The organism is Xanthomonas citri pv. citri (assembly GCF_000961215.1).
GTDB classification, from domain to species: domain Bacteria; phylum Pseudomonadota; class Gammaproteobacteria; order Xanthomonadales; family Xanthomonadaceae; genus Xanthomonas; species Xanthomonas cissicola.
This window is the reverse complement of record NZ_CP008998.1, coordinates 4,850,610-4,865,501: the sequence shown is the minus strand read 5'-3', so window position 1 is coordinate 4,865,501 and position 14,892 is coordinate 4,850,610. Positions and strand designations below refer to the sequence as shown.

The window sequence follows — 14,892 nt, the reverse complement described above, 5'->3', positions numbered from 1 at the left end:
GGAATCGGGAGTGGGGAATCGGGAATCGCAAAATCAAACGCGAGGCCAGAAGCAGGCAAGCAAGCAACAACTAACGAAGGCACAGACAGCAAACGACAGCAAAAGAAGATAAGAACGAACTGAGTGGGACGGCGTTGAAGGAAATCAGTTGATGCCGATGGCAGCGCAGAGAGGAGATTCGCTTCCAACCAATCCCCATCCCAATTGCACTATCAGCAACCAGGGAATCGCTCTACCGATTCCCTGCTCCCGATTCCCCATTCCCAGCGCGTCAGCGCGCCAGACGCTCATTGACCAGCGAATCCACCACCGACGGATCTGCCAGCGTGGAGGTATCGCCCAACTGGTCAGGGGCGTTTTCGGCGATCTTGCGCAGGATGCGGCGCATGATCTTGCCCGAGCGGGTCTTGGGCAGGCCGGGCGCCCACTGCAGGTGATCGGGCGAGGCGATCGGGCCGATCTCCTTGCGCACCCAGCTGACCAATTCCTTGTGCAGGTCCTCGCTCGGGGTCTGCCCCGCGATCAGGGTGACGTAGGCATAGATGCCCTGGCCCTTGACGTCATGCGGGAAGCCCACCACGGCCGCTTCGGCGACCTTGGGGTGCGAGACCAGCGCGCTTTCCACTTCGGCGGTGCCGATGCGGTGCCCGGAGACGTTGATCACATCGTCCACGCGGCCGGTGATCCAGTAGTAGCCGTCGGCATCGCGGCGGCAGCCGTCGCCGGTGAAGTAGCTGCCCGGATAGGTGCGGAAGTAGGTGTCGATGAAACGCTGGTGGTCGCCATACACGCTACGCATCTGGCCCGGCCAGGAATCGAGCAGCACCAGGTTGCCTTCGGTGGCGCCTTCCAGAATCTTGCCTTCGGCATCGACCAGCGCCGGCTGCACGCCGAAGAACGGCAAGGTGGCCGAGCCCGGCTTGAGATCGACCGCGCCGGCCAGCGGCGAGATCAGGATGCCGCCGGTTTCGGTCTGCCACCACGTGTCCACGATCGGGCAACGGCTGTCGCCGACCACCTCGTAATACCAGCGCCAGGCTTCCGGATTGATCGGCTCGCCGACGCTGCCGAGCAGGCGCAGGCTCTTGCGCGAGGTCTTTTTGACCGGGTCCGCACCGTCGCGCATCAACGCGCGAATCGCAGTAGGTGCGGTGTAGAAGATGGTGACCTGATGCTTGTCGATCACTTCCCAGAAGCGCGACACGTTCGGGTAATTGGGCACACCTTCGAACATCACCGCGGTGGCGCCATTGGCGAGCGGGCCGTAGACGATGTAGCTGTGGCCAGTGACCCAGCCCACGTCCGCAGTGCACCAATAGATGTCGTCCTCGCGCAGGTCGAACACTACTTCATGCGTGTAACTGGCAAACAACAGATAGCCGGCGGTGGTGTGCAGCACGCCCTTGGGTTTGCCGGTGGAGCCGGAGGTGTAGAGGATGAAGAGCGGGTCTTCGGCGTTCATGCGCTCGGGTTCGCACGCGGCCGGCTGGCCGTCGACCACATCATGGAACCAGCGGTCGCGCGGTGCCTGCATCTCCACTGCGCCGCCGGTATGACGCACCACCAGCACGGTTTCCACCGTATTGGTGCCGGGAATCTTCAGCGCTGCATCGACATTGGCCTTGAGCGGAATCTTCTTGCCGCCACGCAGGCCTTCGTCGGCGGTGATGATCAGCTTGCTCTGGCAATCGATCACGCGGTCGGCGATCGAGTTGGCGGCAAAGCCGCCGAACACCACCGAGTGCACCGCACCGATGCGCGCGCAGGCGAGCATGGCCACGGCAGCATCGACGATCATCGGCAGATAGATGGTGACCCGGTCGCCCTTCTTGACGCCCAGGTTGCGCAGCGCATTGCCCAGCTTGCAGACGCGCTCGTACAACTCGCGGTAGGTCACCGGGTACGACGCTGCGTCCGGGCTGTCGGGTTCGAACAGCAGCGCGGTCTTGTCGCCGCGCGTGGCCAGCTGGCGGTCCAGGCAGTTGACGCTGGCATTGAGCTCGCCATCGCCGAACCAGCGGATATGGAAGTCGTCCAGCGCGTAGCTGACGTCCTTGATCTGGGTGGGTTGCTTGAACCACTCGAGCCGCTGCGCGGCCTTGCCCCAGAACTGCTCGGGGTGTTGGATCGATTCGCGGTACAGCGCGGCGTACTGCTCGCGCGTCACGCGCGCATCGGCGGCGAACGCGGGATCGACGGGATAAACATCAGCCATGGCACCCTCACTTGCGATGAACTTGTCGGAAGAGGGCGTTGCGGCTGCCCTCGGTAGACAATCAGTGTGCCGCATCCATTCTGTCCCGGCGGTCAACGGCGCCTTAGACCATGGTCGTAACCGGGGTGAGTGCGCCAACGCACATGCCAGGCGTGCTGCGGTGCGACCATCGGTCATCTTGCGGAATGCTGCGTTGCAGCTACGACCAAAGGCGAATAGGCTCCGAAGCGCGGACTGCCTCACGCTCCGCACAGCATCGCCATCAAGCGCGAGGCCTTCATTGGGGAGAGGGTTCATGAGACACCGTACTGCACCGCTGGTGCGCCATCCGTTGGCGGCTGCCTTGTTTGTGGCCAGCATCCTGCCAGGCGTGGCGTTCGCGCAAACGGCCAAGGAAAAGGCGCTGGAAGCGCGCATTGTCGAGCTCGAGCGTCAGGTCCAGCTGTTGGTCTCTGCGCAGCAACAACAGCAGGGCCAGATCGCCCAGACGCAGACCCAGGTGACCGAGGTGCGTGCCGCGCAGGCGCAGGCACCGGCCGCGCCTGCGGTACCGGCGGGCAAGCGACCGATCCAGCTGACCAGCATCACACCGAACGCAGCGGCGGGGACAACGTTCCGTTACGGTGGTTTCATCAAGGCCGACTTCATGACCACCCGGACCTCCGACGGCGCATTGCCTGAAGGTGCGGTGGGGCGTTACCTGTACATCCCGACCCAGACGCCGGTCGGTGGCCAGGCCTCGAGCACCGACACCGACTTCCATGCCAAGTTCTCGCGCTTCAACCTGGGCGTGGACACGGTTACCGAGAACGGCGACAAGATCACCGGCTTCATCGAACTGGATTTCTTCGGCAACGCGCTGGCCAACCAGGTCAACAATCTGTACGGCGGCACCTTGCGCCACGCCTACGTGAGCTGGAACAACTGGCTGGCCGGCCAGACCTGGTCCAACTTCATCGATTCCACGATCCTGCCCGAGGCCGCCGACATCGTCGGACCGACCGACGGTGCGTTGTTCAGCCGTCAGACCCAGATCCGCTACACCCGCGGCGCCTTCAGCGTGTCGGCCGAAAACCCCGAGACGCTGACCACCCCGTACCAGGGCGGCAACACCATCCTGGCCTCGGATCACGGTGCGATGCCGGACCTGACCGCGCGTTACAACTGGAAGGGCACCTGGGGCACGTTCGGGCTGTCGGCCATTGCGCGTCAGTACCGCACCCGCAGCGCGCTGACCAACGACACCGACTTCGGCGGCGCCATCGCCGGCGGCGGTCGCTGGATCATCAACTCCAAAAACGATCTGCGTTACCAGCTCAGCTACGGCGAGGGCCTGGGACGCTATCTGGGCCTGGGTAACGGCTCGGATGTGGAGATCGACATCGACGGCAATATCCAGACCGTCACCACGGTCGCCGGTTGGGTGGCGTGGCGCCACGACTACAACGCCAAGCTGCGCAGCACCCTCATGTACTCGCGCGTGAATTACGACCATTCGCTGGCCAATACCGGTGGGCTCGCCAGCAAGTCCCAGCAAAGCGTTCGCGCCAACGTGTTCTATTCGCCGTTGCCGAAGGTGGATGTCGGCGCCGAGCTGATGTACGGCCGTCGCGAAGCCGAAAATGGCGACAGCGGCGACATCTCGCGGTTGCAGTTCACCACCAAGTACAGCTTCTAGCGTTCTGCCACTGGCGGCCTGCTCCACTGCGGTGGAGCGGGCATCGCCGCCTTATGTCTTACCAGCGCTCTATCAGGAGACAGACCATGACCGTCTCGAATGACGCGTTGATCGCCAAGATCGATGCCAATCCGAAGTACCACGCACTCAAGCGTCAGCGCAACACGCTGGGCTGGACGCTTACCGTACTGATGTTGCTGGCCTATTACGGCTACATCGGCCTGATTGCCTTCGACAAGGAATTCCTCGCCAAGCCGATCGGTGCCGGCGTGACCTCGATCGGCATCCCGATCGCGATCGGGGTGATGGTATTCACCATCGTCATCACCGCCATCTACGTGCGTCGCGCCAACAGCACCTACGACCAGCTGACCGCGCAGATCCTGGAGGAAGCCCGCAAATGAGCAAGATTTCGCGCCTTCTCCTGATTCTGGCCGGCCTGATGCCCGCCGGCATCGCACTGGCAGCCGGCGGCGACCTGGGTCAGGTCGACAAGCAGCCCACCAACTGGGTGGCGATCGGCATGTTCGGCTTCTTCGTGCTGGCCACCCTGTGGATCACCAAATGGGCAGCGGCCAAGACCAAGTCGGCCGCTGACTTCTATACCGCTGGCGGTGGCATCACCGGTTTCCAGAACGGCCTGGCGATCGCAGGCGACTTCATGTCGGCGGCCTCGTTCCTGGGCATCACCGCTGCGGTGATGGCCAACGGCTACGACGGCCTGATCTATGCGATCGGTTTTCTGGTGGGCTGGCCGATCCTGACCTTCCTGATGGCCGAACGCCTGCGCAACCTCGGCAAGTACACGTTTGCCGACGTGGCCGGTTACCGCTTCGCGCCGACGGCGATCCGCAGCTTTGCGGCGTCGGGCACGTTGGTGGTGGTGCTGTTCTATCTGATCGCACAGATGGTCGGTGCCGGTGCGCTGATCAAGTTGCTGTTCGGCCTGGACTACTGGGTGGCGGTGACCCTGGTCGGCGTGCTGATGATGATCTACGTGTTGTTCGGCGGCATGACCGCAACGACCTGGGTGCAGATCATCAAGGCCGTGCTGCTGCTGACCGGCGTGACCTTCATGGCCGTGGCGATCATGTGGCATTTCAACTTCAGCTTCGAGGCGCTGTTTGCCGAAGGCGTGCGGGTCAAAACCGCGGTCGCGGCCAGCGGTGGCGCTTCGCCCGAGGATGCGGCAAAAGCAGGCCTGTCGATCATGGGACCGGGCGGTTTCGTCAAGGACCCGATTTCGGCGATTTCCTTCGGCATGGCGCTGATGTTCGGTACCGCCGGCCTGCCGCACATCCTGATGCGCTTCTTCACCGTTCCCGATGCCAAGCAGGCGCGTAAGTCGGTGCTGTGGGCCACCACCTGGATCGGCTACTTCTACATCCTGATCTTCATCATCGGCTTCGGTGCGATCGCACTGGTGCTGACCAACCCGCAGTTCGCCGATGTTGCCACCGGCACCATCCATGGCGGCAAGGGTGCGGCCAACATGGCGGCGGTGCTGGTCGGTAACGCCGTGGGCGGCAACGTGTTCATGGGCTTCATCTCGGCAGTGGCCTTCGCCACCATCCTGGCGGTGGTGGCGGGCCTGACCCTGTCCGGCGCCTCGGCGGTGTCGCATGACCTGTACGCCACGGTGATCAAGAAGGGCAACCCGGCGCCGGGCTCGGAGCTCAAGGTCTCGCGTGCCACCACCCTGGTGCTGGGCGTGATCGCGGTGCTGCTGGGCATCGTGTTCGAGAAGCAGAATGTGGCCTTCATGGTGTCGCTGGCGTTCGCCATCGCGGCCTCGGCCAACTTCCCGGTGCTGATCCTGTCGTTGTTGTGGAAGAACTGCACCACCCGTGGCGCAGTGATCGGCGGTTTCCTCGGCCTGATCTCTTCGCTGGTGCTGACGATCCTGTCGCCATCGGTGTGGGTGGACACGCTGGGCAACGCGGCCGGCTCGGCGCCGTTCCCGTACACCTCGCCGGCGCTGTTCTCGATGACGATTGGCTTTGTGGGCATCTGGTTGTTCTCCGTGCTGGATCGCAGCCCGCAGGCAGCCAACGAACGCGCCGCCTTCAAGGCGCAGCAGATCCGTGCCGAAACCGGCCTGGGTGCCAGTGGTGCGTCCGGTCACTGATCGACCAGCGTCATTGTTGGTGTGATCGCAGACGCCGGCCCAGTGCCGGCGTTTTGCGTTTGGGCGAGGCGGCTTCGTTGGTGATGCTTCAGCCGGACGATCGCGCGACGGTACCGACGCGGTCCTGGCCCGCGCAGCCGCGCCTTCGTCGTGATGCCCGAGCACGGGTGCGCTGCACCGTGTAGGCCGCGCGCATCGTGCCGCTTCTGCCACCTGGTCTTCGCATTCTTTTTGCTGAGAAACGCCAGACACTCGGCATTGCATGCCCATGTTCGACATGTCGTTCGCTGCGTGCGCCATCGCTGCGTGTTGGTAGCAAACCGCCATCTGCCCGCAGAAATTAAGTCATCGAAAGTGACTAAGTTTCCCGCCGAGTCGACCGCCGATCACGGCCGGCTCGCCCTCGCTCACCGTCTTTGGTCGGTCGAGTGAGGGCGCGGTCCGGCGAATGCATCGATGGTGTCGACCCATCGGTCCTCGTCACTGGTGCTGCACCTTCCTTCCTTCCTTCTGGATACGAGAGACATGACGACTTCTTGTAAGACCCATCCGCTGGCCCGTGCATGCAGGCTCGTTGGAACGCTTGCGCTATTGGCAGCCCTGCCACAGTTGGCGATGGCAGCCTGTAACGACTCCACCGCAAATAAAATGGATGCCATCCTGTTCAATGGCGCCGACAAGACCACGGTTCTGGCGCATCGCGGCCTATGGGGGAAATACGCCGGGATCGCCGATCTGCCGGAGAACTCGCGCGGCGCGTTGCAGGCTGCCAACGACCAGTGCATGGATGGCGTGGAGTTGGACGTCAAGCTCACCAGCGACGGTGTGCCGGTCCTGTTGCACGACTACAACCTTGGCCGTACCACCACGGTGTGGCAGCAGCACCCCGGCGTCAAATACGACCCCATCACCAACCAGGGCGTGAACCCATCAGTCCTGGTGACGCCCTGGTCGCAGGTCAGCGCGCTCTTTCTGTTGAGCCCGGACCGCACCACCATTACCGGCTATCACGTGCCGCGCGTCGATGACGTGTTCGCCTATTACAAGCAGCACAACCTGCGCACTCCGATGGTGTTCGACATCAAGGATGCGGCGACGGTACGGGCCGTCCGCAGGGCAGCCGAAGGCGCGTTCGGGGTGGCGTCCGGCAGCTATGTCGCCGCCAAGGTCAATGCAACGCTATACACCAGTCGCGATGCCTACCGTGCCGACGGTAGCGGCATGGTCGGCATTCCGGTGTTCACCACCAACATGCTCGGCAAGATCAACGTGCGCCAGACGATCTCGGCGTGGATGAACGACGGCCAGCAGACGATGGAGATCAACGTCAAGCAGCTCGGTGGCTTGTTGCAAAGCGATGCCGACTTCATTCGTGAGCGCGGTTATCGCGTCGGCGTATTCCAGGCCATTCCCGACGGTCCGTATGCCGGCAAGTTCTATCAGAACAGCGGCGCGTGCTGCTACGCCTTGTCGGACCTGTATTTCTCCTACTCCGGTGGCCGCGACACCGCCGACAATCGCGGCAGTCTGGATTTCATTACGCGCGACGAGGACTTTCGCCTGATCACCACCGATGACCCGAAGGGCGCCATCGCTTATCTGCGTGCGCGCGGCAAGCACGAATAATGGATGCATCTGGTTGGCCCACGGGCCGAACCCGACGGCGGCGCTGACCGCCGTCGGTTCTTGTCTAACGGAGGTTGTCTCATGGTTTCCCCACGTGTGTTGCCTGCCGCGCTAGCGGCGAGCCTGATCTTCTGCGTGGCAGCGGCGCAGGCCGCCACTGCCGCATCCGATGTCCGCAGCAACCAGGCAACGGTGCTGCAGATCGGCAAACAATCGCTCGATGCGCAGGAGTACCGCGCGCTTGCGCTGGCCGGCTTGCCACAGGATTTCAATCCGGCCAGTGCGGCCGACCCGGAATGTGTGCGCGAATTCGCCGATCGCCTGTTGCTGGTGGAGCAGGCCCGGCGTGCGCATTTGCAGGACGACCCGGTCGTGGCCGCGCGTATACGTCAGGCGACCGATGCGATCCTGGCCAAGGCCGTGCAGACGCGTGCGCGCGAAAGCGCGCAGATCGATGCTGCGCAGATCAAGGCGCAATTCGATGCGCATCCACACGATTACGATGAAGTGCACTTGAGCCATGTGTTCGTGGCGTTGAAGCCGCAGGGCGAGGCGCGGCGTGGGACGCCCCTGACCGATGCTCAGGCGCTTGCCCGGGCGCAGCGCCTCAAGCAACAGCTGGAGTCCGGCACACCGTTTGCCGAACTGGCGATGCGGCAGTCCGACGATGCCAGTACTGCGGCCGAGGGCGGCGAACTGTCGCCGATGTTTCTGCGCAATGTGGCGGACGCGTTTGTCGCGCCGGTGCAGGACCTGGCGGTGGGGCAGGTGTCGGTGCCGGTACGTGGCCCGGAGGGTTACCACCTGATCCGTGTCGATGCGCGGCGACCGGCAACCCTGGACAGCGCACGCGGACAGATCGAGGTGCAATTGCGCGACCAGGCGGCTGCCAACGCATTGGAGCAATTGCGTCAGGCCAATCCGGTGCGCTTCGATCGCGCCGCGCTGGAAGCGGCGCTGCGTTGAGGCGCCGGGCGCGATGACACGCCGACTGCAAACGACGCATGGGGCAGGCGATCGATCGACCTGGCCATGGCCGGGCACGGTTGCTGCGATCGTGCTGATGCTGGCGTTTACATGGTCGCTGCACGCGTTGCACGCACCGGACGCGCAGCGCATCCAGGATCGACCCATGACGCCAAGCGCGCCATCGGGCGCCGCCCGATCGCGCCAGCCATCCAACAGCGCATCGCCCAGCTTGTTCGATACCGCCATGCAGCAACTCGCCTGCCGCGAACGCCAGCACGAACAGGCTGCGCAGATCGCGCGCGGTGCGGTGAGTGTTGCAGGATTGTCTGGTCGTGCCGGATGCGTGGCAGACACGCCCTTGCAGATCGAGGCGATGCTACGTACAGCTGCCGCGCGTGGCGATGTGGATGCCCAGCGCTATCTGCTGGCGCAACATGCGGCCGACCTGATGCAGCGTGCCGTGGCCGCTGCGCCTGCAGGCACGCAGCCGACGTTGTCGCCGGATGCGGAGCGCGAGGTGGCTGTCATCGTGAGCGACCTGGAAGCGCTGGCATTGGCAGGTCACCGCGATGCCATCGCTACCTTGGCGCAAGTGGTGGAATCGCCTCTGCTGCATGCGCCCGACCCGGTCTATGCGGCCGCGTGGCGACTGGCAGCACGCCAGCCGCCGGGGCAGCCGCTGGATGCAACTGCGCCGCTGCAGGCCGAAGAGGAGGTGTTGGACGCGCTGACCCAACAGCAGCAGCAACAGGCACGAAGTTTGGCCGTGGAGCTGTTCGACGATTGCTGCCGCCATCTGCGGCAACTAGGAGATGACAGCACCGCTTCGGCTCACCAGAGTGCGCATCTGTCTTCGCCGCAAGAACGCTAGCCGCGCCTGCCATGCGTGGCAGCGCCTCGCTCAACCGAAATAACGCGCCTTCAACGGCAAGGTGGCCGCGCCAAGCGCGCAGGCATCGGTAGGTGCTTCGGCCGGGAGCAGTACCGGCAGGCGCGCCTGCTCGCCGCGTGGCAGGGAGGCGATCTGCACTGCGGCGATCAGGCGTTGCGCCAGATCGCCCGGCAGGCGACCGCCGAATACGATGGCGTCGGGGTCGCACACGGCAGTGATGGCCGAGACGATCAACGCGATCCCCGGTGCGCTGCGGGCAATCCAGCGCTCGATCGCCGGCCAGGCCGGATCGTAGGCCGCCAGCAGGCTGCGTACATCGGCAAACGCCAGGCCGTCTTCGGCCAGCAGTTCGCGCAGCAATTCCAGGGTGGCCCGTTCCAGCTGCCGCGCCGGCAAAATGTCGGCGAACGCGCCGGCGTTGCCACGTGCCCCCCGCATCACCTGGCCGTCGATAACCAGGCCGCCGCCCAGGCCGTACCCCACGGACAGATAGGCAAAGTCGCGATGGCGCTGGCCAACGCCCAGCATCGCTTCGCCGGCGGCGGCAACGCTGCCGTCGTTATCCATCCAGACCGGTTGCCCGAACGCCTCTGCCAGCCACGGACACAGTGCGATCTGGCCCAGGGCGCGCAGCGGTTCGGGCGGATGGATGAAGGCATCCTCGCCGGTGAAGAACCCGCCCAGCGCCACGCCGATGCCCAGGCGTGCGCCGGCCGTGTCCACACGTGCCAGCAGCGCCGCATCGGCGGCCTGCAGTTGGGTGAGCACCCCGTACAAGGTGGTGTCGGTCAGCCCGACCTCGCTGCAGGCGAGCACGGCGCCGGAAAAATCCACCAGCGCCAGGGTCAGCGCATCGGTGGCGATGGAGATACCCAGCGTGTGCCCATGCGCCGGATTCAGCGACACCGCCACCCCGGGCTTGCCACGTCCGTGGCGCGTCACCGCCTCGCCCATTTGCACCATGCCGCGCGCGTGCAGACCTTCGATCAGGCGCACCGCGGTCTGCACGGTCAGCCCGGTACCACGGCTGAGGTCGGCACGGGTGAGCACGCCGGCCAGACGCAGGCGGTCGAGCATGTCGCGCTCGTTGAGGCTCAGACTGGGGAAGGCAGGCGATTGCGGTGGCAACGCGACTGCAGCGGATGACGACATGGCCAGCGGTGTCATAGGGGTCGGGCTAGCTTACCTACTTCGACCGATCGGATTGCTTCACGGTAAGTGATTGAATTGATGGTACCTGTCCGGTACAGGTACCCGCCTCGTGCCCTGGCTCACAGGCGTCGGTCGCACGACCGGCAGGGCCTGCGCGTCGGTGCTTGCCCCTCGCTGCCGTTCGGCGGCAAGCGCGTCAGTTGCGCTGATCCGGTACGCCAGCTCATGGGGCGGCACCGATGACGCAGGTGCCAGGACGGTGCACGTGCCTCCCCAAATACACACCTGCAGCGCGCGTCGGAATGCCTCAGCGCGGGGACGCATGGCTCACCGTCCTGAGTGCGACACATGGCGCGGTACCATTGGTGGTTTGAACCACGGTCCGCGCCATGAAGATTGCCTCCTGGAACGTCAACTCGCTCAATGTGCGCCTGCCGCACCTGCAACAGTGGCTCGCTGCGTTTGCGCCGGATGTGGTGGGCATCCAGGAAACCAAGCTGGAAGACCACAAGTTCCCCGATGCAGCGCTGGCGGCACTGGGCTACCGCAGCGTGTTCTGCGGGCAGAAAACCTACAACGGCGTGGCGATCCTGTCGCGCTCGCCGGCAATTGATGTGCAGATGGGCATCCCTGGGCTGGACGATGTGCAGCAGCGCGTCATCGCTGCCACTGTCGATGGCGTGCGCATCATCAACCTGTACGTGGTCAACGGCCAGGACGTGGGCACCGACAAGTACGCCTACAAACTGCGCTGGCTCGCCGCAGCGCACGACTGGATCGCGCAGGAGCTGCAGCGGTATCCGCAGCTGGTGGTGCTGGGCGACTTCAACATCGCACCGGATGCGCGCGACGTGCACGATGCAACGGTGTGGAACGAGCACCACATCCTCACCTCGACCGACGAACGTGCCGCGTTGGACAAACTGCTGGCGCTGGGCTTGCACGACGCCTTCCGGTTGCACAACCAGGACGCCGACCACTTCAGTTGGTGGGATTACCGCCAGGCCGGTTTCCGCCGCAATCTGGGCCTGCGTATCGACCTGACGCTGGTGTCGGATGCCTTGCGCACGCGCGCGGTGGAATCGGGCATCGACCGCGAGCCGCGGACCTGGGAGCGCCCCAGTGACCATGCACCGGCGTGGGTGCGGCTGGCGGAGGTCGGCGCATGAGCGAGCGGCATCTGCGTCGTAGCACGCACAAGGTGGGCGATGTCACGCTGGGGCCGGTGCATCGCCTGAGTTGCCACTGCGGTGCAGTGCAAATCGATCTGGATCTGCCGCATGGCCTGCTCGATCCACGCCGCTGCGATTGCTCGATGTGCCGCCGGCGCGGCGCCATCGTCGCGTCAGTCACCCTCGATGGCCTGCATGTCGTGCAGGGCGAAGACGTGCTGCAGCTGTATCAGTTCAATACGCAGACGGCAGCGCATTATTTCTGCGGCGTGTGCGGCATCTATACGCATCACCGGCGCCGCTCCAATCCCAACGAATACGGCTATAACGTCGGCTGCCTGGAAGGCGTCAATCCGTATGCCTTGAACATTGCCGTGCCGGTGGAAGACGGCGTGCACCATCCGGCCGATCGCATTGCCGCCAAAGGCTGAGACGACAACGCCCGGGCAGGCCCGGGCGTTGCGTGATGCGACAGCTGTGAGGCGATGCGTTAGCGCAGGCGGCCGCGGGTCACCAGGTTGACGATGGCCAGCAAAATCACCGCACCCACCAGCGACCACACGAAGGTCCATAGCGTAATGGCCTGGTTGATGCCGCCACCAAACAGGAAACCGGCGATCAGCGCGCCCACGATGCCTACCACCACGTTGAGGATGATGCCCTGCTGCGCGTCGCGGCGCATGATGATGCTGGCCAGCCAACCCACGATGCCGCCGACGATCAACCAGATGATGATGCCCATGTTGCCGATCTCCTTGTTCGCGTGCACCGGAAGTGGTGCATGGGCGCCATTCAACGCAGCCGCACGTGAAGCAGCTGTCGAACGCGATGGACGGTGTGGCCGACTGTTCGGTTTGGTGCACGGCGCGTGACAGTGCATGCGAGCTGGCGGGTTGGCCCGGTGCAGCTATGGCTATGCCCGCACCGCCCCGGCGAACGTGGCGAGCCGCAGGCGCGTCAGCTGCTCGGCCCGACGTTGGGTATCGACCCGGCGTCGGTGCCATTGCAGCGCGATGCACGCGGGCGTCCCTCGTTGCAGCCGGCGCTGCCCGACCGCGATACCGGCTGGAGCCATAGCGGCGAGTACCTGCTGGTGGGGCTGGGCGAAGGCGTGCGACTGGGCGTGGATCTGGAGCGCATTCGTGCGCGTCCACGTGTGCTGGAGATCGCGCAACGCTTCTTTCATCCCGACGAAATCGCCTTGCTCGCTGCGCTAGCGCCGGACGCACAACACGCGTTGTTCTTTCGGCTGTGGTGCGCCAAGGAAGCCTTGCTCAAGGCCCATGGGCATGGCCTGTCGTTCGGCTTGCACCGGCTGGCATATGCGCTCGCGCCCGACGGCGCGCTGCACCTGCAGTGGTGCGATCCGGAACTTGGCCAGGCCGCGCAGTGGCAGCTGCACGAATGGTGGGCGGCACCGGAATGCCGCGCGGCGCTGGCGTTCTATCCGTTGCCGGCGCGTAACCGGTCCGCTGCGTGTGCGTCTACGTCACCCCGTGCGGCAGAATCGGTTGACGGAACTGCGCCACCCCATCCAGGTCGCGCAGCGTCACAGTGAGCACGCCGCTGCGGCCGTCGATGTCCACTTCGCCAAAGAACTGGTAGCCGGCCAGCGGCGAGGTGTTGGGCGCAGGTGGCGCTTTTTGAAACACCACGCTCGGGCCGAACGTGGCATCCAGTGCATTGGGCCCGAAACTGCCGGCATTGAGCGGGCCGCCGACAAATTCCCAGAACGGTTCGAACTGCTGAAACGCTGCGCGATCGGGGTGGTAGTAGTGTGCCGCGCAGTAATGCACGTCGGCGGTGAGCCACACCGTATTGCGGATGCGTGCGCGGCTGATGAAGCGCAACAGCGTGGCGATTTCCTGTTCGCGGCCACGCGGCACGCCGGGGTCGCCATTGGCGATCGCTTCCCAGCGCGGGCGCCCGTTCGCATCTTCGCCATCGGGCACCTGCAGGCCGATCGGCATGTCGGCAGCAATCACCTTCCATTGCGCACGCGAGCCGGCCAGTTCGCGTTGCAACCACGCCAATTGCTCCGGCCCGAGAAACGCGGCATCGGGGCCGGGCTGCGGTTGCAGGTTGTCGCTGTTGGCGCCGCGGTCACTACGCATGTCCAGCACGAACACATCCAGCAAGGGGCCATAGGCAATCTTGCGGTAGATGCGCCCGTTGCCATCGGCGCGCATGCCGCGCATCGGCGCATATTCCAGGAAGGCCTGGCGGGCGCGCCTGGCCAGCACGTCGATGTCGCGCACCTGGTAGCGCGCATCCAGTTGCTTGCCGGGCGACCAATTGTTGGTGGTTTCATGGTCGTCCCATTGCCAGAGCTGCGACACCTCTGCGTTGAAGCGGCGCACGTGCTCATCGAGCAGGTTGTAACGATAGTTGCCGCGAAATTCGTCCAGCGTTTCGGCCACCTTGCTTTTGGCCGCCGTGGTGAGATTGCGCCAGCGCTTGCCGTCTTCCACCGTCAGCTCGGCGGGGATCGGGCTGTCGGCGTAGATGGTATCGCCGCTGTGCAGGAAGAAATCCGGATTGCGCTCGCGCATCGCGCTGTAGATACGCATGCCGCCGATGTCCGGGTTGATGCCGAAGCCCTGGCCGACCGTGTCGCCGCTCCAGACAAAGCGCACATCGTCGCGCGCCTGCGGTGCACTGCGCAGATGGCCGTGGACGGGCGCGCTCAACACGCCGCTGTCGGCATCTTCGAAGCGCACGCGATAGAAGATGTCCTGGTCGCGCGGCAGGCCGCTCAGGTCCGCACGTGCGGTGAAGTCGTGCGCCGCCGACGCGATCGTGCCGTCCACGCGCCGCGCCTGACGCAGGCTTGGACGCGTGTCCCATTCCACCCGCAACCGCGCCGGGCGATCGGCACGGCTCCACAGCATCGCGCGGTCGTCCAGCACATCGCCGCTCTGCACGCCGTCGGTGATGGTGGGTCGTCCTGACGGCGCGGCCAGGCTGCGCGTGGGCCAACCGGCAGTGGCCGGCAGCAACACACCGGCACCCAAGCCTTGCAGGACGCGGCGACGGGCGGGATCGGAGGCGGTCATGCGT

Annotated in this window: 12 protein-coding genes and 1 pseudogene; 9 read left to right on the top strand and 4 right to left on the bottom strand. The window is 64.9% G+C overall.

Going from position 1 to position 14,892, the window contains the following annotated elements; translation table 11 throughout:
* Positions 1-271 precede the first annotated feature (271 nt).
* Positions 272-2,215 carry an acetate--CoA ligase gene (gene acs, locus AMD14_RS21360; RefSeq protein WP_011052789.1) on the bottom strand — a complete coding sequence of 648 codons (1,944 nt, stop codon included), beginning with the start codon at positions 2,213-2,215 and terminating at the stop codon, positions 272-274.
* A 295-nt stretch (positions 2,216-2,510) separates the two neighbouring features.
* Here acs and AMD14_RS21355 point away from each other — a divergent pair, with 295 nt between their 5' ends.
* The 6 genes from AMD14_RS21355 (at position 2,511) to AMD14_RS21330 (ending at position 9,487) form a co-directional block, all read left to right on the top strand.
* Complete coding sequence (locus AMD14_RS21355; RefSeq protein ID WP_015463749.1) at positions 2,511-3,893, top strand: DcaP family trimeric outer membrane transporter; 1,383 nt, start codon at positions 2,511-2,513, stop codon at positions 3,891-3,893.
* Between the two features lie 86 nt (positions 3,894-3,979).
* Entirely contained in the window at positions 3,980-4,297 is a 318-nt protein-coding gene (locus AMD14_RS21350; protein WP_003487678.1) for a DUF485 domain-containing protein, read from the top strand.
* Entirely contained in the window at positions 4,294-6,021 is a 1,728-nt protein-coding gene (locus AMD14_RS21345; RefSeq protein WP_003487681.1) for a cation acetate symporter, read from the top strand. Before AMD14_RS21350 ends, AMD14_RS21345 begins: the two co-directional genes overlap by 4 nt.
* 615 nt (positions 6,022-6,636) lie before the next feature.
* Entirely contained in the window at positions 6,637-7,647 is a 1,011-nt protein-coding gene (locus AMD14_RS21340; RefSeq protein WP_040145149.1) for a glycerophosphodiester phosphodiesterase family protein, read from the top strand.
* Between the two features lie 81 nt (positions 7,648-7,728).
* Positions 7,729-8,613: a peptidylprolyl isomerase gene (locus tag AMD14_RS21335; protein WP_015463747.1), complete on the top strand. Its 885-nt coding sequence runs from the start codon at positions 7,729-7,731 to the stop codon at positions 8,611-8,613.
* 166 nt (positions 8,614-8,779) lie between these two features.
* The gene (locus tag AMD14_RS21330) at positions 8,780-9,487 is read left to right on the top strand and encodes a hypothetical protein (protein ID WP_033482731.1); all 708 of its coding nucleotides are present in this window, start codon (positions 8,780-8,782) and stop codon (positions 9,485-9,487) included.
* 30 nt (positions 9,488-9,517) lie between these two features.
* Here AMD14_RS21330 and AMD14_RS21325 read toward each other — a convergent pair whose 3' ends face one another.
* Complete coding sequence (locus AMD14_RS21325) at positions 9,518-10,660, bottom strand: ROK family protein (protein ID WP_040107816.1); 1,143 nt, start codon at positions 10,658-10,660, stop codon at positions 9,518-9,520.
* A gap of 389 nt (positions 10,661-11,049) precedes the next feature.
* On the opposite strand from AMD14_RS21325, the gene xth reads away from it, so the two are divergent.
* On the top strand, positions 11,050-11,829 hold the full coding sequence (gene xth / locus AMD14_RS21320; protein ID WP_011052783.1) for an exodeoxyribonuclease III: 780 nt from the start codon (positions 11,050-11,052) through the stop codon (positions 11,827-11,829).
* Positions 11,826-12,263: a GFA family protein gene (locus AMD14_RS21315; RefSeq protein ID WP_003487696.1), complete on the top strand. Its 438-nt coding sequence runs from the start codon at positions 11,826-11,828 to the stop codon at positions 12,261-12,263. Before xth ends, AMD14_RS21315 begins: the two co-directional genes overlap by 4 nt.
* Before the next feature lie 59 nt (positions 12,264-12,322).
* Here AMD14_RS21315 and AMD14_RS21310 read toward each other — a convergent pair whose 3' ends face one another.
* Positions 12,323-12,574: a GlsB/YeaQ/YmgE family stress response membrane protein gene (locus tag AMD14_RS21310; RefSeq protein WP_005914591.1), complete on the bottom strand. Its 252-nt coding sequence runs from the start codon at positions 12,572-12,574 to the stop codon at positions 12,323-12,325.
* Positions 12,575-12,700: 126 nt separating this feature from the next.
* On the opposite strand from AMD14_RS21310, the pseudogene AMD14_RS21300 reads away from it, so the two are divergent.
* Positions 12,701-13,285: pseudogene (locus tag AMD14_RS21300) on the top strand (4'-phosphopantetheinyl transferase family protein); the annotation flags it as partial.
* Between the two features lie 31 nt (positions 13,286-13,316).
* On the opposite strand, the gene AMD14_RS21295 reads toward AMD14_RS21300, so the two are convergent.
* Entirely contained in the window at positions 13,317-14,888 is a 1,572-nt protein-coding gene (locus tag AMD14_RS21295; protein ID WP_011052780.1) for an alkaline phosphatase D family protein, read from the bottom strand.
* Positions 14,889-14,892: the final 4 nt, after the last annotated feature.